Raw genomic sequence first — 18,665 nt, 5'->3', positions numbered from 1 at the left:
CGGTCGAGTCATTATCCGGCGCGCGTTGCCCGCCGTCGGTCCCCATTGTTCGCCTACGCTCCGCCGGTGTCCGTATCCGAGGTCGACCGGCAGACGGCGATCGCCGCGGACCCGGCCCGGACCACCGCCGTCGCCGACGCGGTCGGCCTCCGCATCGGCTTCGAAAGGCCCTGGAAGGCAATCGAACAGACGTCCCGAGCGGCATCGTGCCGAGGGATCGGATGGTCGGCCGCGACCTCGAGAAGGGCCCGGCCACCCTGCGGGCGGTTGCCGAGTCCCGAGCGCAGATTAGGCTGCCGATCATGGCTAGTGCAGCACAATGGCTCGAAGGCGCCCGCCCGCGCACCCTTCCCAACGCCATCGCCCCGATCTTCGTCGGCACCGGCGCGGCCGCCTCGCTGGGCGGGGCGGTGTGGTGGAAGGCGCTGCTCAGCCTGCTGGTGTCGCTGGCGCTGATCGTCGGGGTGAACTACGCCAACGACTATTCCGACGGCATCCGCGGCACCGACGACAATCGGGTCGGGCCGCTGCGGCTGGTCGGGTCGGGGCTGGCGAGCCCCGCGGCGGTGCGCGGCGCGGCCGTCGCGAGCCTGACGGTGGGCGCGGTCTTCGGCCTGGTCCTGGCGCTGACCACCGCCTGGTGGCTGCTGCTGGTCGGCGCGGTCTGCCTGGCCGGGGCCTGGTTCTACACCGGCGGCCGAAAGCCGTACGGCTACAGCGGTTTCGGCGAGATCGCCGTGTTCGTGTTCTTCGGCCTGATCGCGGTGCTCGGTACCGAATTCGTGCAGGCCGAGCGGATCGACTGGGCGGGCCTGGTCGGCGCGGTCGCGGTCGGCGCGTTCTCCAGCGCGGTGCTGGTCACCAACAATCTGCGCGACATCCCGACCGATTCGGTGTCCGGCAAGACCACCCTCGCCGTCCGGCTCGGCGACACCCGCACCCGCACACTGCATCTGGCGCTCATGGTGGTGCCGTTCGTGGCCTCGCTGCTGCTGGTGGTCCGCACCCCGTGGGCGCTGGCCGGGCTGCTGGCGATCCCGCTCGCGGTGCGGTCCAACGCCCCGGTGCGCGGCGGGCAGCAGGGCCCGGGATTGATTCCCTCCCTGCGCGATACCGGCCTGGCCATGCTGGCCTGGTCGATCCTGACCGCCCTCGCGCTCGGCATCGGCTGAGCGGACCCGCCGGGCCGCTAGTGCCTCGTCCGGAAAGGTTGATGCGTTAATCGTCGGGGTGTCGGGTTGCTCGCCACTGGTCGGCCGGTGATGCTGCCTGGCGGAGGTGGTGCCGGTGGCTCGGAAGCCGGATGTGTTCGTCAGAGCGGTGACCCCGCAGGAGGGTCGCAAGCTGGCCCAGATCGCCCGGCGCAGCAAGCAACCAGTGCGGATGCGGCGGGCGGTGGTGGTGATGGCCTCGGCGCAGCATCAGCCGGTCGGGTTCATCGCGAAGCTGATGCAAGTATCGGAATCGTATGTGCGGCAAGTGATCCACGATTTCAACGAGAAGGGCTTCGAGGCGCTCGACCCAAAATGGAGAGGGGGCAGACCGGCGAAGACCGATCAGGCGATGCGTGATCGGATCTGTCGGATCGCCCGGTGCTGCCCCCTCGATCTAGGCTGGCCGTTCACGACGTGGAGCCTGTCGAAACTGCGAGAGGTATTGGCGGTCAACAGGATCGCCGAAATCAGCCGCGAGACGCTGCGCAGGATCCTGAAGGCCGGTGGGGTGTCGTGGCAGGCTACCAAAACCTGGAAGGCCAGCAACGATCCCGAGTTCACCGAGAAGATGAACCGGGTGCTCGACCTCTACGACCATCCACCCGCAGACGGGCGCGTGATCTGTGTGGACGAGTTCGGTCCGTTGAATCTGCAGCCGCGGCCCGGTCGCGGCTGGTTCACGCGTCGCCGGCCCAAGCGGCTGCGAGCGACCTACAACAGAACCCAAGGCGTGCGGCACATGCTCGGCGCCCTGGACCTGCGCAGCGGGCAGTTGTACTACCGGATCCGTGACCGCAAACGCTGGACCGAATTTCTGGCCTTCCTCAAGACCTTGCGGGCCCGCTGGGCGGGCGAGAAGTTGTACCTGATCTGCGACAACTACTCGGTCCACAAACGGCGTGAGGTGCGAGAGTGGTGCGCCGCCAACCAGATCGAGTTGGTGTTCCTGCCGACCTACTCCTCATGGCTGAACCGCATCGAATGCGAGTTCGCCGCCCTGCGCTACTTCGCGCTGAACGGTACCGATCACCGCAGCCATGACGAGCAGGACGCGGTCATCGGCGACTACATCCGCTGGCGTAACCAGCACGCCGGACCTGTCCGCAACTTCGCTGTCGGCTCCAAGATCCGGCGACCCGATTACCTACCGAAGGTTGCGTGACAAGGCACTAGTCGCGGTCGCGCACCACCACGCCCAGCACCCAGTTGACCAGGGTGATGATGACGGCCCCGACGACCGCCGCCCAGAAGCTGTGGATCCGCAGGCCGTAGGCGGTGGTCTCGGTGATCTTCGCGGTCAGCAGCAGCATGAGGGCGTTGATCACCAGCAGGAACAGGCCCAGCGACAGCACCACCAGCGGGAGCGACAGCAGCTTCACCAGCGGCTTGATCAGGGCGTTGACCAGGCCGAACACCACGGCCACCGCGAGCACCACCACGATCTTGCCGCCGGTGCCCTTGTCGGCCGGGCTCACCAGCTCGATCTTGTCGACCCAGGCGGCGGCGAGCCAGATGGCGACGGCATTGATGATCAAGCGGAGCAGCAGGCCCATGGCGCCATGCTAGCGGGGACCGCCGCCGACGGCCGGTTGTAGCGATCCGGGCGGTCGGCATTCCGGTCAGGCCGCGCGGTCGAGCAGGTCGTGCACGGCGTCGCGCAGGGTGCGAATGCCGTCCTCGCCGCCGAGCAGGTCCCGGGTCACCGGGTTGGGCGCGCGCAGGATCGCGAGGGTGACGTGTGCGGCCGTCAGCCGGTTGTCGCCGCGCGCGAGCGCCTCGCGCAGCGACAACTCCAGCACCTTCTTCGCGCCTCGGGTGAACGGGATGTGGCCGAAGTTCATACCGCCGCCGCCGAATCCGAAGCGGCCGCGCCGCCCCTCCGGGACCGGGACCGCGCGGTCGAGCGCATCCTCGCCGAAGGTGGCCTCCAGGGAATCGCGCACGGCGTCCAGGTCGATGCCGATGGATCGCAGTGCGGCGGCGTCCTCCTCGCCGAGCGGCTCGTCGGTTCGCTTGCGCACCAGCCCCTCTCGAATCTTCTCGGCGGTAACACCGTTGTCGGCCAGCGCCTTTCGCAGATCATCCGCCGGTGACATGGTGATACCGAGCAGCAGGTGCTCGATATCGATCTCGGGCGAACGCAATTCGCGCGCCTGCTCCTGTGCGACCACGACGGCGTACCGCGCCGCCTTGCTGAAACGTTCGAACATCAGCGGATTCCGCCTCTCCGGTTGTACTTCTGGTGGACCGCCTGCCGGCTGACCTCGAGCGCGTCGGCGATCGCCTGCCAGGACCACCCCCGGGTACGGGCATTGGCCACCTGGATCGCCTCCAGCCGCTCGAGCAACCGCCGCAGCGCGAGCACCGCACGCAGACCGACCTGGGGATCGGGACTGCCGGCGGCGGCCGCCAGAGTCGTTGCTTCACTCATGTCCGTCAATTTACGTTGACATCGAGGGCGCGTCAACGAAAATTGACATGAGCTACGAACGGGGAAAGGGGCCTACACAGATTCTTCGCCGCGCAGCCGGGCCCGCAGCTGGGCCTTGTCGGTGCGGCGCTTCTCGTCGACGGCGGCGATGTCCTCGTTCACCCGGGCACGCAGGCGCTTGAACAGCACCAGCGACAGCGGCAGCGCGACCACCAGGGCGAACAGCAGCGCGACGATGAGCGGGAGATCGACCTTCAGCACGCGCGCGAGCACGAGGATGACGGCCGCGACGGCCGCGACCAGCACCAACCGCGCCAGCGTGTAGATCGCCAGGTTGCGCGCCAGCCGCCGGCCCGCGCTGGGAGCCGGGTCGGCGGATGCGTCGTCCGGCCGGGATGCATCACTCACGCCGACCAGCCTAGGCGACGCCCGCCGAGGGCCTCGACCTGCCCGGCGCGGCCACGATCCGATCGCTGGATGTTCGCGAAAATGTCGCCGAATCGTTGCAGTCAATCCGTACGCATATCCGATTTGTCTATTACTTCCCCTTTACCAACGTTAGATCGTTCGAGTACCTGGGGGTGTCAGTGCAACGATGTCGCTATCTGATGAGGGAACTGTCGATTACGGAAAGGTTTGCGAATGACTGCGATCACCGCGGCGAGCCGCACGTTGGGTTCCGTCAACGGCCAGGAGGCCCTCCTGACCCCTGGCCAGGTTGCGGCGTTGTTCCACGTCGATCCGAAGACCGTCACCCGCTGGGCGCATGCCGGGCGGCTGGGTTCGCTGCGCACACCGGGCGGCCACCGTCGCTTCCGTGAGTCCGAGGTGATGCAGCTGCTCAGGTCCCTGACCACCGAGGCGACCGCAAGGTAATACCGTCGATTTCCGCGTCTGCGGTGCCGCAGGTACGCCCCACGGATTACTCTCGATAGCAGGAGGTGAGTGACGTGACGTACCTGTTGGCACTCATCGCGGTCGTGGCCGTCGCGGTGTTGTGCTGGAAGGCCTTCGGGCCGCAACGCCCACCACGGATCACCGCGGGAAAGACCGCGCGGCGTGACCGCATCATCGGCCCCGACGACGATCCCGAATTCCTCTGGCGCATCTCGCGCCAGCATCGCAACCGAGACACCGGCTCGGACAACTGACCCACTTCTCACCTCCCGCCCGGGTCGGTCACATCACCCGGGCGGCGACCTCCACGAAGCGCTGAATCAGCGCTGAGTCCAGGTCGTTTCGCCAGACCGGCACCAGATGCGACGGGTCCAGGCCGTCCACGCGCACCAGCACGATGCCGGGGCGCGCCATATTCTCCACGACGACCGCGGTCGCGAGCAGCACCATGCCGGTCCGCATCACCGTGTCGAGCACCGGGTCCAGGCTCCAGTCCGACACCAGCGCATGCCGATTGATGGGTTTACCCTCCGGCGTGCGGGGCGGACTCCAGGCGTCGACGAACCAGTCCGGGAAGCTGGGCGGCGGCATCAGCATGTCGTAGTCGGCCAGTTCCTCCGCCTGCACCGAATCGCGTTGCGCGAGCGGATGATCCAGGCTGACCGCCAGCGCACGCGGGCCGCTGTACAGGGGCGGGCCGAAGGTCAGGCCCGGTTCCAGGCCGTCGAATTTCGCCGGATTGTCCGGGAACCACATCAGCAGCAGGTCGGCCGCCTGCTCGTGCAGGGGCGCGCCCAGCTGCCCGGCGAGCCCGTTCACCGGCAGCGTCGAGACCGACACCTCCGGATACTCCTGCTCGAAGGCCGCGACGTAGGCGTGCGCGCGGGCCATCCCGACCGTCACGACGTAGGCGACGCGCAGTGTCCCGCGGATGCCGCGCGCCCGCGCCCGCGCATTGGTAATCGCCCCCAGCAGTTGGCGATACGCCGGTTCCACCTCGGCGAGCAGCGCCTCGCCGGCGGCGAGCAGCTCCACCTTGCGGCTGGTACGGGCGAACAGCGGCTCGCCGACCTGACGCTCCAGCACGCGGATCAATTGGCTGACCCGACCCGGCGTGACGTGTAAGCGCGCGGCAGCGCGCCCGAAATGCAGCTCCTCCGACAGCACGACAAATGCCTCCAGCTGCCGGAAATCCAGCTCCGTCACCGCGCTCACTCTAGCGGGCGCGGAGGTGACGGCGGACGAGGTTGGGCCCGGATGGAACTATCGGATCGGGGTGGGGACGGCGGCCAGCGCGGTCAGGGCCGCGGTCACGGCGATGTCGCCGGCGGGCAGCAGCGGCAGTCGCACCGCCGGGCTGGGGATCCGGCCCTGAGCGGCCAGGACGGCCTTGATGACCACCGGGTTCGGCTCGGCGAACAGGGCCGACGCGAGCGGTGCCAGGCGATTGCCGAGACCCCGGGCGCGCTCGAGCATCCCGTCCCGCCAGGCGGCGATCAGATCCACGTACGCGGTGGTCGCCACGTTGGCGGAGGCCATGATGCCGCCCGCCGCGCCGAGCGCGAGCAGCGGGCTCAGGAACAGATCGTCGCCCGCCAGCACCGCGGTGTCGGCGGAGACGCGGCTCAGGAAGGCGATCGTCGTGTCGTCGATGCCGCCCACGGCGTGCTTGAAGCCGATCACGTTCGGCAGATCGGCCAGGCGGCACAGGGTTTCGGCGCCGAGCGGGCGGCCGGTGCGGTACGGGATGTTGTAGATGATCAGCGGCACCGGGCTGGCGGCGGCCAGATTGCGGAAGTGCGCGACCACGCCGTCCTCGGACGGGCGGGTGTAGTAGGGCACGACGGCGAGCGCGGCCGACACCCGCGGATCGAGGGCGGCGAGCGCCTGCGCGGACTCGGCGGTGGAGTTGGATCCGGCCCCGGCGATGAGCGGCACCCCGCGCGAACGGCACACGCCCGCACACACATCCAGCACGCGGCGACGCTCCGCCACGGTCAGGGTGGCGGGCTCGCCGGTGGTGCCGAGCGCCACCAGACCGGCCGCTCCGGCATCCACTACATCGTTGGCCAGACCCTCCAGGGCCTCGGCGGCGAGTTCACCGGTGGCGGTGAACGGGGTGATGAGGGGAACGTATAAACCGGAGAGCGTCATACCCTCAGGGTGACCGGGAAGATCGTTCAGGTCCATTTCTGATATCTGCTGCCAAGCGTAAGCTGAACTGATGCTGGACGTGCGACGGCTGCGCTTGCTGCGGGAGTTGGCCCGCCGCAAGACGATCGCGGCCGTCGCCGAGGCGCTGGCCTACACCCCCTCGGCGGTATCGCAACAGTTGAGTGCCCTGGAGCGCGAGGCGGGGGTGACGCTGCTGGAGCGTACCGGGCGCAGCGTGGTGCTCACCCCCGCCGCCCTCCGCCTGGTCGAGCACGCGGAAACGATTCTCGCGGTGCTGGAGCAGGCCGCCGCCGAACTGGCCACCGCCCGTGCCGAACTCACCGGAACCCTGCGCATCGGCGCGTTCCCCACCGCGGTGCGGACGATTCTCTCCCCCGCCCTGGTCACCCTCAGCCGCGACCATCCCCGCCTGGAACTGCTCGTCACCGAATTGGATCCGGCCCAGGTCCCGGCGGCGCTGCGCGCGGAGACCCTGGACATCGCGCTGGTCCAGGCATACGACAATGTGCCCGCCGAACCCGAAACAGGTTTGGACACCGAGGCTTTCCTGGAGGAGACGGTCTACCTGGCCGCCCCCGGCCGCGAACCGTTGACCGCGTACCGCAGCACCACGTGGATCTCCGGAACCCCCGGCACGCTCTGCCACGTCATGACGGTGCGGGCGTGCGAGGCAGCGGGTTTCACACCCCACATCCGCCACCACTCCGACGACTTCGGCACCGTGCTCGCGCTGGTGGCGGCCGGACAGGGCGTCGCCTTCGTCCCCGAACTGGGCGCGCTGTCCATCCCGGACACGGTGGCATTGACCCCCTTGGCAACCCGCCGCCACACCCGCCTGGCCTACCGCCGCGGCACCGCGAACCACCCCACCATCGCGGCCGCCCGCACCGCACTGCGCGCCGCGGCATCCACCGTGACACCGCGCCCCGCGGACGTCCTTCGTTCGTCGAAATAGCGGCGGCACCAATCGAAATCGAGGCCCATCCACAACGGCCTCGGCACCGAATCATGACCAGCGTCGCAATGCCGTTCGGCCACCGGCATCGTTCCGGCCGGTCCCGCCACCCGCTTCCCAGCCAAAGGAGTCCAACCCCAGCATGTCCCACCTCCGCCCCTCCCGCCTCCTCCGACACACCGCAGCCGCAGCCGCCTGCGGCGCCCTGCTGCTCCCCGCAGCACTGGCCGTCTCCGCCCACGCCGATTCCCCCGCCGCCCCACACAGCGCCCCCGGCGATCCGAAGGATCCGGGAAAGTCGGCCACGGACACGATGGACAAACTTCTCGGTTCCCCCAAGCCGGGCGGCAGAACCGACCACGACCCAGACCACAATCCCTGCAACCTCGGCGATGCGCTGAAGGGCTTGTTCGGCGGGGGCGGTGGAAAAGACAAACAGGACGGCGACAAGAAGTCCGACAACGACCCCACCCCTGGAGATAAAGACTCGAACGACCCGACCACCGACTCCGCCCCGGAATCGACCCCCGGGACAACAGATTCGAACGCCTCAACCGACGACACCACGCCGCCCAGCGACTCGAACAAAAACGGCCCCACCGCGAATACCGAGGCAACCAAGGACCAGGTAGCCCAATTCGGCACCTATGTAGGCACATTCTTGAAGAACCTCAAGACGGCGATGCAGAAGGACTGACCCGCTTGATTTTCCGGCCGGGGAGTGTCGAACACTTCCCGGCCGAATCTTTTTCAACCGAGATAGGGCCTGGCGCGTTGCTCGGCATGATGTTCCAGACGGAGCCGAACGGTGTCGTGAACGGGCAGCTCGCCAAGTTCGTTCGGGTGGACGAACCGAACCTCCGTGGACTCGTCACTGACCGCAATCCGCCCTCCCCGAACGCGCCCGTAAAAGGTGATGTTGAACTCCTGCCGAACCTCACCATCGGCATACGCGATGACATGCTCCGGGTCGGTATAGATCCCGAGCAACCCCGTGATCTCTATGTCCAGCCCGGTTTCTTCCTTGGTTTCCCGTACCACACACTGCTCCAAGGTTTCCCCGATATCCATCACCCCACCCGGCAGCGCCCAGTTCCCGGAGTCGCTGCGCCGCTGCATGAGAATGGCTCCCCGGTCATCGACAACCAGCGCAGATCCACCAGGAACCAGATTGTTCGCCTTGGGGGCACTGGGATCTCGATAGTAATCACGCCGTCCGCTCATCGGTAACTCCTCGCCCGTAAGGTGTGGTTGTCTCCCATATCTGTTCGATCTGATCGGCGAAAGATGCGAAGATGCCGTGCGGCGACAGGCGTCTCAGATGCAGAGCCGGATGCTGATAGCCCCGGGCACGTACCAGGTAGGGAGTGACGATCATCTGATCGTCGAATCGGAACACCGAGTTGTAAAGATGCGCGGCGTGCAATCCAATCCTGCACTCCGGCACAGCAGTTAGTCCGCCGAGCAGACTGAGCGCATTACGAATACGACCCGACAACGTGCCATGCATCTGCTCGAGGTTGTCTCGCTCGATGACATGGGCGCAATCCGGATCGGCGAACGCAAGTCGTGTACAAGTCCCGCTGCGGCATTTTGCGGCAATGATGTCGGTCGCATTGGGCAAAAGTTCGAGAACGAACGGATACGCATACCCGACAATGTCGATCTGATCTGTCGCCCCGAGCAACGGCGATACCCACAACTCGCTAGGCATATCGGCTCGATGGCCATACGCACCCAGCACCTCGGCCGTAGCCGGTGCCCCCGCGTTCAAGTCGGGCCGAGTCTGCGGCCACAGAGTCGATTCCGGCTCACCCAGCAACTGCGCCACCGCAAGCCGACTACGCCGATGCGGAACCCTTCCCCCTAGCCACCGATTGACCGTCTTCACATCCACGCCAACGGCCGCAGCGAGCGCCGCCGAATCCAGCTGCGCCCGCAGCATGGCCGACCTCAAACGCTGACCCATATCGGCACCATAGAGGACATCCGTGGGACGTTTCGGGGAATTTCAAGTGTCGGCTGAAACGTCCCCGACGAAGTTCAGGCGTCCGCGCCTCAGCCATAGCGTCGGCTGTGGCGCTTGGGGCTGGTAGAGCCCACACCCTCCAGCGCGGGAGCGGAACTCCCGGCCCCGAGCTGCCTTCACCATCCGCCCGAGACGCAAAGAGGTTGCTATGACCGCAGATTCGAGGACGTTCATCTTTCCCGGTGGAATGCTCCAGGTCGTCGCATACGACGACGACAGCGACGATGATCCAGGGGTCTATCTCGAGCTCTACAACTACACCGATGCCGCGAACCGGGAACACGAGGACGGGGACGGGGACGGGGACGACATTGCCACAGAGACCGGGTAGGGCCGAAGGCTTCCGCCTCAGTTCAACCCGGCGTACGAATGCAGCCCGCTCACCACAATGTTGATGATGAACAGCGACTTGGGAGTTTGCTGGTGACTGGACTTTGCGGGACAGGCTCTCTACCTGCGGATTTCGCATTGGTTCCGTTGGATGTTCGCAACTGGTTTCGGCGCTGCTGCGTACCCACTGCGTACGCGTCTCGGATACCGCCCTCGATGCCCCCTGGCCGGGGACCCCTCCCCGTGCGGTGGTTCAGTAGCGCACGGCTCGGTTGCTCGGGCCGTATACGGGTTCTCAGGGATGTTTCCGGTTGGGGGACATCGGCCATGCGTCTGAGGCTGGCCGCGAGAACGCTGGAGACCCCCTCCCCCAGGTTCCCTGCACAGTTGCCCCATATGTCTGAGGGTGGGTCAGAGAGCGGCCGAGGTGGGGTAACAGGCCCGTCTTGCCGCGCGACCGCTCGGAATTCCTGTATTTCTCACAACCCTGAAACCCGTACAGCCTCGCACCTGCTATGCGTGACGCTGGACGAGGACCGCGGCGGAGGGTCCATGCCCCAGGCCACCCGAGGCGGCGCACACGATGCCCACCTTGCCCAATAAGCGAGACATATAGGAGGATCAGACGCCAGTCTGGATACGTTGAGCTGTTCGTTTGGTAACGAGGGGGACCAGTGACGTTGAAGGTCGATCCGGATGCGCTCCGCGCCTGGGCGAAGTGGCTGGACGGACTTTCCGGCGAGATCAAAGACCTCGGGAATGCGGTCACCGCGCCCACCGACGCCAGCGACCCGTTTCCAGGCACCGACCTGGCAGGCAGCATCAACGCCGCGCGGGATCAGGTGAAGTCGGGGCTGACGTTCTTCGCTTCGAGGCCGCAGGAGATGTCCGAGGTCGCCAAGGGCGCGGGCGACAAGTACGAGACCACTGACGACGACTTCGCGGTCCGGTTGCGCGGGATGGGTGGGTTGCCGTGAGCCCCGGCCGACCGACACTGAAGATCTCCGAAGTCGAGAAGTGGAACCCCGATGTCCTCGGCACCGACGCCACCCACTTCGACACCGTAGTGACCAAGGGTGACCAGCTGTTGCAGTCGATGGTCACCAAACAGCACGAGCTTGCCGACACCTGGAAGGGTGCCGGAGCCGACTCCGCTGCCGCGCGGGTGGAGGCCGAGAGAACAGCGGGCAGTCACCTCATGGACAAGATCGGTGGCCTCAAGACCGCCGTGAGCACCCACCAGGGCGACCTCGCTCACGCCAAACAGTTCGTGATCGACAGACGGAACCTGATCGTCGGCATGGGGTTCGAGCTTGCCGACGACGGCACCGTGACCAGCGTCGCGAAACAGCAGGCGCTCAAGGCTGCCTCGGGGCGTAATCCGAAGTCCGATCCCGGCTACCTCGCCAAGGCGCTCCTTGATGTCGAGTACGAAGCAGCACAGCAGCAGCTCGCGATGGTCACGGCCTTGCAGAACGCCGACAACACCGCGACCGCCGCGAAAGCCGCCATCGACATGGCGAAATCCGAGCTAGCACGAGTAGCCCTGTACGAGATGCCACCGAAGGGGATTCGCGCCATGTTCCCGGGCCTGTTGCACCCGGATACCGCCCAGCCCAACGAGCTGCCGCCGATCATCGGCGACGCAATGAAGTTGGAGGAAGGCATTCCGCTCACGGTGACCAACCCGGACGGGTCCACGAAGACCGTCACCCCGAACCCGAACGGCACGCTTACCGTGGCCTCCTCGGTGCAGCAGCCGGACGGCTCGACCATCACCACCGAAACCACCGGGCACAATCCACCGGTCACTACCGTATCCAAACCCCGCCCGGACGGATCGGGCATCGTCGACATGACCATCACCGGCCCGGACGGCAAACAACAGCAGTTCCAGAAAGTCCCGGAAGGGAACGGGAAGACGAGCACGTACACGGCCAACGCTGACGGTTCACGTGGAGTGAAGGTGTCCGAGTCCTACCCGCAGAACGGAGGCACTGTCACCGACAAATTCGGAGCGAACGGTGTCATCGACCGTCAATGGCAGCGGCCGGACGGTTTCCGTGCATTCGAACAGTACGTGCCGGGGCCGGACGGGAAGCCGCATCTGGCAGGGACGGCGAATTCCGCTGGGATGCAATCGCAGATGCAGCAGGACGGCACCGTCAAGACCACCTATCCGGACGGAAAGACAGCGTCAACGTCGCAGCTGCCGGACGGCCGGATCGTGACGAAGTTCCCGGATGGTTCGGTGCTTCAGTACGACCCGAGCAAAGCGCCTCCGAGTGCACCCAAACAATCGATCTGGGACAGCGTGAAATCGTTCACGGGTACCGAGTGGAACAGTCTTTACGGATCGACCAAGGACACAGTGGTTACTCATCCCCTCGCGACTGGATTCTCCGGTGCCAGCGCTGCGGGCGCGGAATGGGCGAAAGCTGGCGGGGCGTCGATGGCAGGACAGGCCGGGGCCGCGATGGCTGAGTCGCACATCAACCAGATGCGGGCGCTCCAGATGCTCGACTCTGGCGCTCCTGGCGCAGGGCACGCTTTTACCGGTGCGATGGATTCCGCCACAGACGCGGCAACCAAAGCAGAGGTCGGCCAGTTCCTGAAGACGGATGGCAAGGCGCTCGGTGGAATTCCACTCGGCGCTGCGGTCAACGCCTACGTCAACTGGGACGATTGGAGACATCACGGAAAACCAGCAGACGAAGCTATCGCCAATGCTGCGGGTGGCACAGTCGGCGGCTGGGCAGGTGCGGAACTCGGTGCAGCTACGGGTGCGCTCGTCTGCACTCCGCTCACCCCGATCGGTCAAGCGTTCTGCGCCGGAGCGTTGGCAGCGCTTGGTGGTTTCGGGGGTGGCTCGTTTGGGGCGTGGGCTGCTGAGCAGCCATTCAAGTAGGCCGAACGCGAGGCAGGAGAGTCGGATGACCGGAAATAGTACGGAGGCCAAATCTCCAAGGCTCGGATGGCCTCAAGAGTGGGGTGTCGAGCGGCTACCCGGGAAGCTCATTGCGGCACTCGTATTCTTTGCCCTCGGCGCTCTCATCTCCGTTCCATACTCGATTGACTTCGCCATTCGTGGCAACTGGTTGAGAGCAGCGTTCGGTGTGGCGGGTGGTATAGCTTTTTTGAGTGTCGTTCTGGCGCTTGCACCACATCTTCGTGTGCGCCGGGACTCGTTGCCGCGCAACCTGAAGGTCGACGTCATCGACGTCGGCGAGCATGTGAACGGCCTTCGCATCGACGTCAAGTCCTCATGGCGGCCCCTGATGGTCGTCTGGCTGATCACGGCAGCGGTGTTTCTGGTCATCCGGGGGGTCTTGTTCTTTACCAACCTGTCGGGCGACGGCGACAGCGTGCGCTCCGGGATCAATGTCGGTGGCTTGCTGATTGTCCTTGCCGCTCTGGGGATGATCGTATTTTTGGGCTTCTACGGCTTCGGACGAGGGCGTCGGTATTTCTTCGCGATATCCGAGTACGGGGTTTCGCAGGCGCTTGGGCATACAGTAAAGACAGTGTCATGGAGTGAGGTAGGACAAGTGTGGCCCGTGCTCGTAAACAACACGCATGTAGTGCGCATAGTTCCTGTGGCGGGCACTAAAGTTCACGTGGACACGGGCCGCAGTCTCATTGACCGCTTACAGCGTGGCCTGATGGAGCGGTCGATCGACCTTTCCCCGTCCGCTCTGAGCATCGATCCACCGCTACTCCTGCACCTCGTGCGCTTCTATTGGCAACATCCGGAAGCCCGCGAGGAGCTGAAATCGGATGCAGTAATCGACCGTATGCGGAGAGGCGAACTGCTGGGCTGAGCGGCTTTCGCGCCCCGGAAACCCGTACAGCCTGAGGACTGCTGTACGTGACGCACGTGAGGGGCCGGGCGGCGGGCAACCGGCCTCAGGCAGCCTTGCTGAAGTCTCCAGCGCGACGGCCCACGGACCGATCTCTCAAGCGCCCCAGCGCCGTGCAATCAAGAACGAGGGGGCTGCTGCATGAGGTAGGTGACAACCGAGGTGGGTTTGCAATGTGGCCAGGCCTGAGAGGATGTCCCAGTGCCCAGGCCGTGTCGAAGGGAGTTCCGCCCGCCGAAGGACTGGTATCCGCTATTCCCGAATCCCGTCGTCGCCGAAAGTCTGCTCGACCGCCTCATCAACACCAGCCACCAAGTCCTCATGGACGACCCTTCCTACCGGCCCCGCAAACGCCCCGGGCGAACCGCCAAATAGCCCCGACACCCCCACACCGCTACGCTGACACCGAGGCCCGCCAACTGGAGGAATTCCGTGACGGCAGGCCGGAGGAATTATCTGACGGTCCACACCTGACTCGCGGTGGTCGGCGTGGCCGTGGATGTGGTGTCGGGCGGCTCGATGCCCGGTGAGTCGATCTCGAGGGCTTGTGCCTGATCGGCAGCACCGGGACTGTTTGAGCCGCTTCCTCTGCTTTTAAAGAAGCATTCTGCGAGCCTGAATGGACTCCCAGGACGTGCCCCGCACTCGGGGCCGCCAGCGCACCTAGGGGATTGTTTCGATTCCGTGCGTGGCAACCGAGTACGTCGCGATACTCACGGTACTCCCGTCTACTCGCACGGGGACAGGATCGAGCTGCGGGAGCACCAAGGCCCCTTTCCTTGGCGCGTGACGATGACCTTCCTATGACCGGGGATGCGGTCCGGCGTGGTCAAGGGCTTCGGCGAGGGTGTCGAGGTATTCGACGCCGGTGACGATGTCGGGGTGGATGCGAATGAGTCGGTCGTGAGAGCCGGGCAGGGCGGGGCGTAGACGGCGGCGGTAGTAAGCGATGTCTTCGGCGTCGGTGATTTCTTCGGCGCGGCCGGTGACGATGACGCACCAGCCGTGCATGGTCTCGTGGTCGATGGTGTCGGCCTGGTAGGCGACGACTTGGCGGTCGGGGGTGAGGGTGGTGCCGGGGTTGGCGTGGATGACGATGGTGTCGTCTTTGTCGACGATGTGGTTGACCGGGCGGATGGTGGGCAGGGCGTAGCGGGAGAACGAGATCCGCCCGAACCGGACATCGGCAAGCAGCGTCAACGCCTGCGTGGTCGACAACTCCCGTGACCGGAGTGAATGCTCCACTGTGTCACCTCGAAAGGTTGTGTCCCCCTGGACCGGGTGGACAGTTCGATGTGGCGCCGGGTGTGGCGCACAGCGCTGGACGGTGCCCGGCAAGGCGGAACCCGTGGATCCGCGGCCGCGCCAGCGGCGGGAGAGCAACCGTCGAGCAGTCGAGTGATCATCGAATCCTGTTGTGCCCCAATCCTTGCACGTTCTCCACCCTCTGGCGTCGGAAATCCTGAAGTGCTGAAATGGAAGATAGTTCCCACCTAGGCGGGTGGGGGAAACCTGCAGGTCGAGGCATTCACGCATCTGGCTGCCCTCCCTTGACCGGTTCCAGCGCCTGTGACCGGCCTTCGGTGCCGGGAATATACCGGCTGTCTTTCAGGTAGGCGACGTCGACGAGGGCGTACGCCTGGAGGCTCGGGGTGCGGTGCGCGACAGGAGTTCAGCGAGGAGTGAACACTGATGCCGCCGGAACGGTTGGGGCCCGACGAACTCGCGGTCGGGCTGGCCGAGCTCACCGCATTGTTGTTGTCCACCCGCGATGTCGAGGACTCTCTACGTGACATCGCCGATATCGCCTCGGGCATGCTGCCGGGGCAGCCGATGGCGGGGGTGACTCTGATGCGCGGCGGAGACGCGATGACCGTGGCCTCCACCGGAGCGCACGCGGTCCTCATCGACGAGATTCAATACACCAACGGACTGGGTCCCTGTCTGGAAGCTATGCGGACCGGCAAACCAGTGTTTGTGCCCGATGTCGTGGAGGAGCGACGCTGGGGGCAGTATTCGGCTCGAATGCTCGCCCATGGGGTGCGGTCGATCCACTCGCAACCTCTGGTGGCCGAAGGGACCCCGATCGGCGCGCTCAACCTGTACTCCAAACAAGCGAACGGGTTCGACAAGTGGGCACGTGAGGCGATCGCGTTGACCGGCGCGCACACCGGGGTGCTGCTGGCTTCGGCAATCGCCTCCGCACGTCAAGCCGAGCTGACCGGGCAACTCCGAGAGGCGCTGGCGTCAAGGTCGGTGATCGACCAGGCGCTGGGAATGGTGATGATGCAGCATCGGTGCACGCGCGACGAAGCGTTCGCGGTGTTGCGAGGCACCTCTCAACAACGCAACGTCAAACTCGCGGTGGTCGCGGTGGAGATGATCCAAACCGTCACCGGGGCAGAACCCGCGCCGCTGCATTTCCAGCATCCCACCAACCATGCCGACGGACAGCACTCGTGACCTCGTCACCCGACGAACGGGCACGCCAGGGTCCATGTCCGCGGAGTACACTGTGACCAACGTTCACTTGCGCACCGTCTTCCCAAGTCCTGAAGCGCGGCTGGGGATCTCGCCCGCCACGCGCTCAGGAGATCGACATGGACGACGCTGTTGTGCCCATCCTGCCCACCGCACCGATAGCAGACGTGATGCTGCCACCGCACCGGTTCTATGAACCCGTCCCCGGACTGGGCGAGAACGCCGCGGCCTTCGCCTATTCCAGCGACCGCCTCGTCCGCCACCTGTTCGACGTCGGCCTGCAACTCCACACCCTGCGGCTGGTATTCGATCAAACCGACGCCACCCCCAACCAGGTCCGGTCGGCCAGTGACGCTGTCGGCCTGGCACTCGACGATCTGGACATGCTCATCCGCGATGCCGGCCTCGCCATGCTCGCCCTCAGCACGGACGCCGTCACAAAGACGACAGGCGACGGACATGGCCCCAAAGCCCGCAAACGCCGCCGCTGACCGGTCCGACGCGAGCACAGCTCCTCGCCGAGCCCCGGCATCCCAGCCGCCCCCCGATACCGCCGAATTAAACGCACCTCAAACACGGCGGCACCGGTTCCATCAAGCCTCTGCCAGATGGGCGAGAACCAGAGCGGCACAGCATCCGCCGCGCCAGCGGTAGAGCCGACACGGGGAAGGTGAAGCGTGCCGAGATTCACGCCTCACCTTTTCGTGCAGACCAGCGAACGGTTTGGGCAAACCTATCCGCAAGAGCTCCGGCGCCTACCGGCCGCAATGCGCGCCTAAGTCTCCCCGGCGGTGTCGGCGGCAACCGATTCGAAATCGCGCATTGAGTCGGTAACATCCGTCATGTACCGGCCGAACGGCTAATGCCCGTGTAAACGTCGATGTCCGACCCGCATTGGCATGAACACCGCCTAGGTCCAAGTGTTGCGGTGGCTGGCGGGACATCACGGTCAAATCCTCGCGGCCTGGCAAAGGCCCGCCGTAATCCGGAAACCCGTACACGCTCGGTTCTGCTATACGTGACGCTGTACGGGCACGGGGCGCGGGGGCAACCTGGCCAGGGCCGCTCCGCAGAACGGCTTGGCTCCTAGCTTTTCCGTGCAGGCTTTCGGCTGCTCTGGCGCAATTCTTCGCCCAGCGCTGCGACGGCATGGTTTGCGCCCCAGCTGAGGGACATTTCGCGGTGGAGTGTCCGAACGAACTTGACCAACCGGGAGCCTGGGGTGGCTGCTCCGACTCGTAGGGCCTCCGTCGCGGCCCGGGAAGCGGCTTCGGGTTCCCCTGCGCCAGCGAGTGCGCATCCCAGTTCTGCGACGTACCACGTTGCCCATTCGGAGGTGAGGATGTCGGGATCGAAACCGGCCAAGCCTCGTTCGAGGGACACGACGGCCTTGTCCCATTGCCGAGCCAGGCGGTAGGCCAAGCCACGCTGCATGTCGATCAGGGAATCGGAGTAGAAGTACTGCGCGTCCGGCCGGTCGGGGTCTCCACGTGCTATCAGTTCGGCGGCCTGGTCCAGCTTGAGTTCCATTGCGTCCAGCTCGCCTTGGATGGCGAGTCCGCGGGCCTCTTGTTGCACGGCCAGCGCGAGAACTGTGGGGCTGAGTTCGGTGCCGTCTCGTTGCGCGGCGCGCGACAGGCCGATCAGCGAGTCGATCTCACCTGCCATCCACGCGACATGCCCGCGCATCGACAGTGCGGTGGATGCCATGTCCCGATTGCCGCTCTCGGTGGCCTGTTCGAGCGCGGCCCGGTAATGCTGTACCGCGGTGCTGTGGTTGCCGAGGTTGGCGTGAAGCCAGCCGGAGAACTGCTTCCACCCCGCAGCCGCATCCAGGATTTCAGCGCGCGCAGATCCTCGAGCTTCCTTCGCCAACAACGACGCGACCCGTGTTTGTCGAATGGTTACAGGCAGAACCAGTTTGGACCCGACCTGATCCTCCAGCCGCCGAGTTTCCGACAGCAGCCCTTCCAGATCGTTGGCAAGGCCGTGGTCGATGTAGCGCCGTTCGGCCAGCGCGCCAGCCTCCCGCAGGTGCAGTTGCGTCGACCGGTCGGCCTCGCTCCTGTCGCTGACCACGCTCTCGAAACTTGCCGACAGCGCACCGTTGGCGTCGAGGATGCGATCGAGTTTACGAACGATGTCAGGCGGAGGTTTGCGGCGGCCGTTTTCGAAACGCGAGAGCGCTCCCGCGTCGTAGTGGAGGGCGCGTGCCAGCTGTCGAACCGACAATCCCGCCCGCACTCGGAACCGCCGCAACTCGGCCCCGAACGCTTCCCACTCCTCCATCCAA

22 protein-coding genes and 1 pseudogene are annotated in these 18,665 nt (G+C 65.8%); 13 read left to right on the top strand and 10 right to left on the bottom strand.

All coding sequences use genetic code 11. The features are described 5' to 3' along the window. The first annotated feature begins 302 nt into the window (after positions 1–302). Positions 303–1,172 (top strand): 1,4-dihydroxy-2-naphthoate polyprenyltransferase, encoded by an 870-nt coding sequence (locus HPY32_RS23495; protein ID WP_067596231.1) that lies wholly within the window; start codon positions 303–305, stop codon positions 1,170–1,172. A 115-nt stretch (positions 1,173–1,287) separates the two neighbouring features. After that, positions 1,288–2,376: an IS630 family transposase gene (locus HPY32_RS23490; RefSeq protein WP_231951339.1), complete on the top strand. Its 1,089-nt coding sequence runs from the start codon at positions 1,288–1,290 to the stop codon at positions 2,374–2,376. Between the two features lie 7 nt (positions 2,377–2,383). Here HPY32_RS23490 and HPY32_RS23485 read toward each other — a convergent pair whose 3' ends face one another. The 4 genes from HPY32_RS23485 to HPY32_RS23470 all read right to left on the bottom strand — a co-directional run bounded on the left by HPY32_RS23485 (position 2,384) and on the right by HPY32_RS23470 (position 4,053). Further along, positions 2,384–2,767 (bottom strand): phage holin family protein, encoded by a 384-nt coding sequence (locus HPY32_RS23485; RefSeq protein WP_067594429.1) that lies wholly within the window; start codon positions 2,765–2,767, stop codon positions 2,384–2,386. Between the two features lie 66 nt (positions 2,768–2,833). Then, entirely contained in the window at positions 2,834–3,424 is a 591-nt protein-coding gene (locus HPY32_RS23480) for a Clp protease N-terminal domain-containing protein (protein WP_067594432.1), read from the bottom strand. Further along, the gene (locus HPY32_RS23475; RefSeq protein WP_067594435.1) at positions 3,424–3,645 is read right to left on the bottom strand and encodes a helix-turn-helix domain-containing protein; all 222 of its coding nucleotides are present in this window, start codon (positions 3,643–3,645) and stop codon (positions 3,424–3,426) included. The genes HPY32_RS23480 and HPY32_RS23475 overlap by 1 nt, the downstream gene beginning before the upstream one ends. Before the next feature lie 72 nt (positions 3,646–3,717). Further along, positions 3,718–4,053 (bottom strand): DUF4229 domain-containing protein, encoded by a 336-nt coding sequence (locus HPY32_RS23470; protein ID WP_067594438.1) that lies wholly within the window; start codon positions 4,051–4,053, stop codon positions 3,718–3,720. A 234-nt stretch (positions 4,054–4,287) separates the two neighbouring features. Between HPY32_RS23470 and HPY32_RS23465 the strand changes: the two genes are divergently transcribed. Beyond that, positions 4,288–4,521 carry a BldC family transcriptional regulator gene (locus tag HPY32_RS23465; protein ID WP_067594441.1) on the top strand — a complete coding sequence of 78 codons (234 nt, stop codon included), beginning with the start codon at positions 4,288–4,290 and terminating at the stop codon, positions 4,519–4,521. A 74-nt stretch (positions 4,522–4,595) separates the two neighbouring features. After that, on the top strand, positions 4,596–4,796 hold the full coding sequence (locus HPY32_RS23460) for a hypothetical protein (protein ID WP_067594444.1): 201 nt from the start codon (positions 4,596–4,598) through the stop codon (positions 4,794–4,796). Positions 4,797–4,824: 28 nt separating this feature from the next. Here HPY32_RS23460 and HPY32_RS23455 read toward each other — a convergent pair whose 3' ends face one another. Continuing rightward, complete coding sequence (locus HPY32_RS23455; RefSeq protein ID WP_171983028.1) at positions 4,825–5,748, bottom strand: LysR family transcriptional regulator; 924 nt, start codon at positions 5,746–5,748, stop codon at positions 4,825–4,827. 57 nt (positions 5,749–5,805) lie between these two features. Further along, on the bottom strand, positions 5,806–6,696 hold the full coding sequence (gene dapA / locus HPY32_RS23450) for a 4-hydroxy-tetrahydrodipicolinate synthase (RefSeq protein WP_067594450.1): 891 nt from the start codon (positions 6,694–6,696) through the stop codon (positions 5,806–5,808). A gap of 70 nt (positions 6,697–6,766) precedes the next feature. Here dapA and HPY32_RS23445 point away from each other — a divergent pair, with 70 nt between their 5' ends. Both HPY32_RS23445 and HPY32_RS23440 read left to right on the top strand, forming a co-directional pair. Then, positions 6,767–7,672 carry a LysR family transcriptional regulator gene (locus HPY32_RS23445; protein WP_067594453.1) on the top strand — a complete coding sequence of 302 codons (906 nt, stop codon included), beginning with the start codon at positions 6,767–6,769 and terminating at the stop codon, positions 7,670–7,672. 313 nt (positions 7,673–7,985) lie between these two features. Further along, positions 7,986–8,369, top strand: coding sequence for a hypothetical protein (locus tag HPY32_RS23440; RefSeq protein WP_067594456.1), 384 nt, complete (start codon positions 7,986–7,988; stop codon positions 8,367–8,369). A gap of 53 nt (positions 8,370–8,422) precedes the next feature. On the opposite strand, the gene HPY32_RS23435 is transcribed toward HPY32_RS23440, so the two are convergent. Both HPY32_RS23435 and HPY32_RS23430 read right to left on the bottom strand, forming a co-directional pair. Then, positions 8,423–8,896, bottom strand: coding sequence for an NUDIX domain-containing protein (locus HPY32_RS23435; protein ID WP_067594459.1), 474 nt, complete (start codon positions 8,894–8,896; stop codon positions 8,423–8,425). After that, a complete protein-coding gene (locus tag HPY32_RS23430; protein ID WP_067594462.1) occupies positions 8,880–9,641 on the bottom strand; it encodes a helix-turn-helix domain-containing protein in 762 nt (253 codons plus the stop codon). Before HPY32_RS23430 ends, HPY32_RS23435 begins: the two co-directional genes overlap by 17 nt. Positions 9,642–9,849: 208 nt before the next feature. Between HPY32_RS23430 and HPY32_RS23425 the strand changes: the two genes are divergently transcribed. The 5 genes and pseudogenes from HPY32_RS23425 to HPY32_RS23405 all read left to right on the top strand — a co-directional run. After that, entirely contained in the window at positions 9,850–10,032 is a 183-nt protein-coding gene (locus HPY32_RS23425; protein ID WP_156674722.1) for a hypothetical protein, read from the top strand. 673 nt (positions 10,033–10,705) lie between these two features. Continuing rightward, positions 10,706–11,008 (top strand): type VII secretion target, encoded by a 303-nt coding sequence (locus HPY32_RS23420; protein ID WP_067594464.1) that lies wholly within the window; start codon positions 10,706–10,708, stop codon positions 11,006–11,008. Continuing rightward, positions 11,005–12,939 carry a T-complex 10 C-terminal domain-containing protein gene (locus HPY32_RS23415; RefSeq protein ID WP_067594465.1) on the top strand — a complete coding sequence of 645 codons (1,935 nt, stop codon included), beginning with the start codon at positions 11,005–11,007 and terminating at the stop codon, positions 12,937–12,939. The genes HPY32_RS23420 and HPY32_RS23415 overlap by 4 nt, the downstream gene beginning before the upstream one ends. Before the next feature lie 25 nt (positions 12,940–12,964). Further along, positions 12,965–13,852 carry a hypothetical protein gene (locus HPY32_RS23410; RefSeq protein WP_156674723.1) on the top strand — a complete coding sequence of 296 codons (888 nt, stop codon included), beginning with the start codon at positions 12,965–12,967 and terminating at the stop codon, positions 13,850–13,852. Positions 13,853–14,119: 267 nt separating this feature from the next. Continuing rightward, positions 14,120–14,266, top strand: a pseudogene (locus HPY32_RS23405) (ATP-binding protein); the annotation flags it as partial. Positions 14,267–14,692: 426 nt separating this feature from the next. On the opposite strand, the gene HPY32_RS46215 reads toward HPY32_RS23405, so the two are convergent. Next, positions 14,693–15,136, bottom strand: a complete 444-nt coding sequence (locus tag HPY32_RS46215; protein WP_067594467.1) for a pyridoxamine 5'-phosphate oxidase family protein — start codon at positions 15,134–15,136, stop codon at positions 14,693–14,695. A gap of 447 nt (positions 15,137–15,583) precedes the next feature. On the opposite strand from HPY32_RS46215, the gene HPY32_RS23395 reads away from it, so the two are divergent. Together HPY32_RS23395 and HPY32_RS23390 are read left to right on the top strand one after the other, a co-directional pair. Then, positions 15,584–16,354: a GAF and ANTAR domain-containing protein gene (locus tag HPY32_RS23395; protein WP_067594469.1), complete on the top strand. Its 771-nt coding sequence runs from the start codon at positions 15,584–15,586 to the stop codon at positions 16,352–16,354. Positions 16,355–16,491: 137 nt separating this feature from the next. Continuing rightward, complete coding sequence (locus tag HPY32_RS23390) at positions 16,492–16,863, top strand: hypothetical protein (RefSeq protein ID WP_067594472.1); 372 nt, start codon at positions 16,492–16,494, stop codon at positions 16,861–16,863. 595 nt (positions 16,864–17,458) lie between these two features. Here the strand turns inward: HPY32_RS23390 and HPY32_RS23385 are convergent. Further along, a complete protein-coding gene (locus HPY32_RS23385) occupies positions 17,459–18,661 on the bottom strand; it encodes a helix-turn-helix domain-containing protein (RefSeq protein WP_067594475.1) in 1,203 nt (400 codons plus the stop codon). Between the last annotated feature and the right edge of the window lie 4 nt (positions 18,662–18,665).

It is taken from the genome of Nocardia terpenica (assembly GCF_013186535.1).
GTDB lineage: Bacteria > Actinomycetota > Actinomycetes > Mycobacteriales > Mycobacteriaceae > Nocardia > Nocardia terpenica.
The sequence above is the reverse complement of the archived record's forward strand: the minus strand, read 5'-3'. Positions and strand labels throughout refer to the sequence as shown.

Bases quoted from the DNA above. Each gene is read 5' to 3' on its own strand.
- HPY32_RS23485 (WP_067594429.1), bottom strand. From the start codon at position 2,767: ATGGGCCTGCTGCTCCGCTTGATCATCAATGCCGTCGCCATCTGGCTC.
- HPY32_RS23495 (WP_067596231.1), top strand. From the start codon at position 303: ATGGCTAGTGCAGCACAATGGCTCGAAGGCGCCCGCCCGCGCACCCTT.
- HPY32_RS23395 (WP_067594469.1), top strand. From the start codon at position 15,584: ATGCCGCCGGAACGGTTGGGGCCCGACGAACTCGCGGTCGGGCTGGCC.
- HPY32_RS23410 (WP_156674723.1), top strand. From the start codon at position 12,965: ATGACCGGAAATAGTACGGAGGCCAAATCTCCAAGGCTCGGATGGCCT.
- HPY32_RS23390 (WP_067594472.1), top strand. From the start codon at position 16,492: ATGGACGACGCTGTTGTGCCCATCCTGCCCACCGCACCGATAGCAGAC.
- HPY32_RS23385 (WP_067594475.1), bottom strand. From the start codon at position 18,661: ATGGAGGAGTGGGAAGCGTTCGGGGCCGAGTTGCGGCGGTTCCGAGTG.
- HPY32_RS23430 (WP_067594462.1), bottom strand. From the start codon at position 9,641: ATGGGTCAGCGTTTGAGGTCGGCCATGCTGCGGGCGCAGCTGGATTCG.
- HPY32_RS23475 (WP_067594435.1), bottom strand. From the start codon at position 3,645: ATGAGTGAAGCAACGACTCTGGCGGCCGCCGCCGGCAGTCCCGATCCC.
- HPY32_RS23445 (WP_067594453.1), top strand. From the start codon at position 6,767: ATGCTGGACGTGCGACGGCTGCGCTTGCTGCGGGAGTTGGCCCGCCGC.
- HPY32_RS23440 (WP_067594456.1), top strand. From the start codon at position 7,986: ATGGACAAACTTCTCGGTTCCCCCAAGCCGGGCGGCAGAACCGACCAC.
- HPY32_RS23465 (WP_067594441.1), top strand. From the start codon at position 4,288: ATGACTGCGATCACCGCGGCGAGCCGCACGTTGGGTTCCGTCAACGGC.
- HPY32_RS23425 (WP_156674722.1), top strand. From the start codon at position 9,850: ATGACCGCAGATTCGAGGACGTTCATCTTTCCCGGTGGAATGCTCCAG.
- HPY32_RS23480 (WP_067594432.1), bottom strand. From the start codon at position 3,424: ATGTTCGAACGTTTCAGCAAGGCGGCGCGGTACGCCGTCGTGGTCGCA.
- HPY32_RS23435 (WP_067594459.1), bottom strand. From the start codon at position 8,896: ATGAGCGGACGGCGTGATTACTATCGAGATCCCAGTGCCCCCAAGGCG.
- dapA (WP_067594450.1), bottom strand. From the start codon at position 6,696: ATGACGCTCTCCGGTTTATACGTTCCCCTCATCACCCCGTTCACCGCC.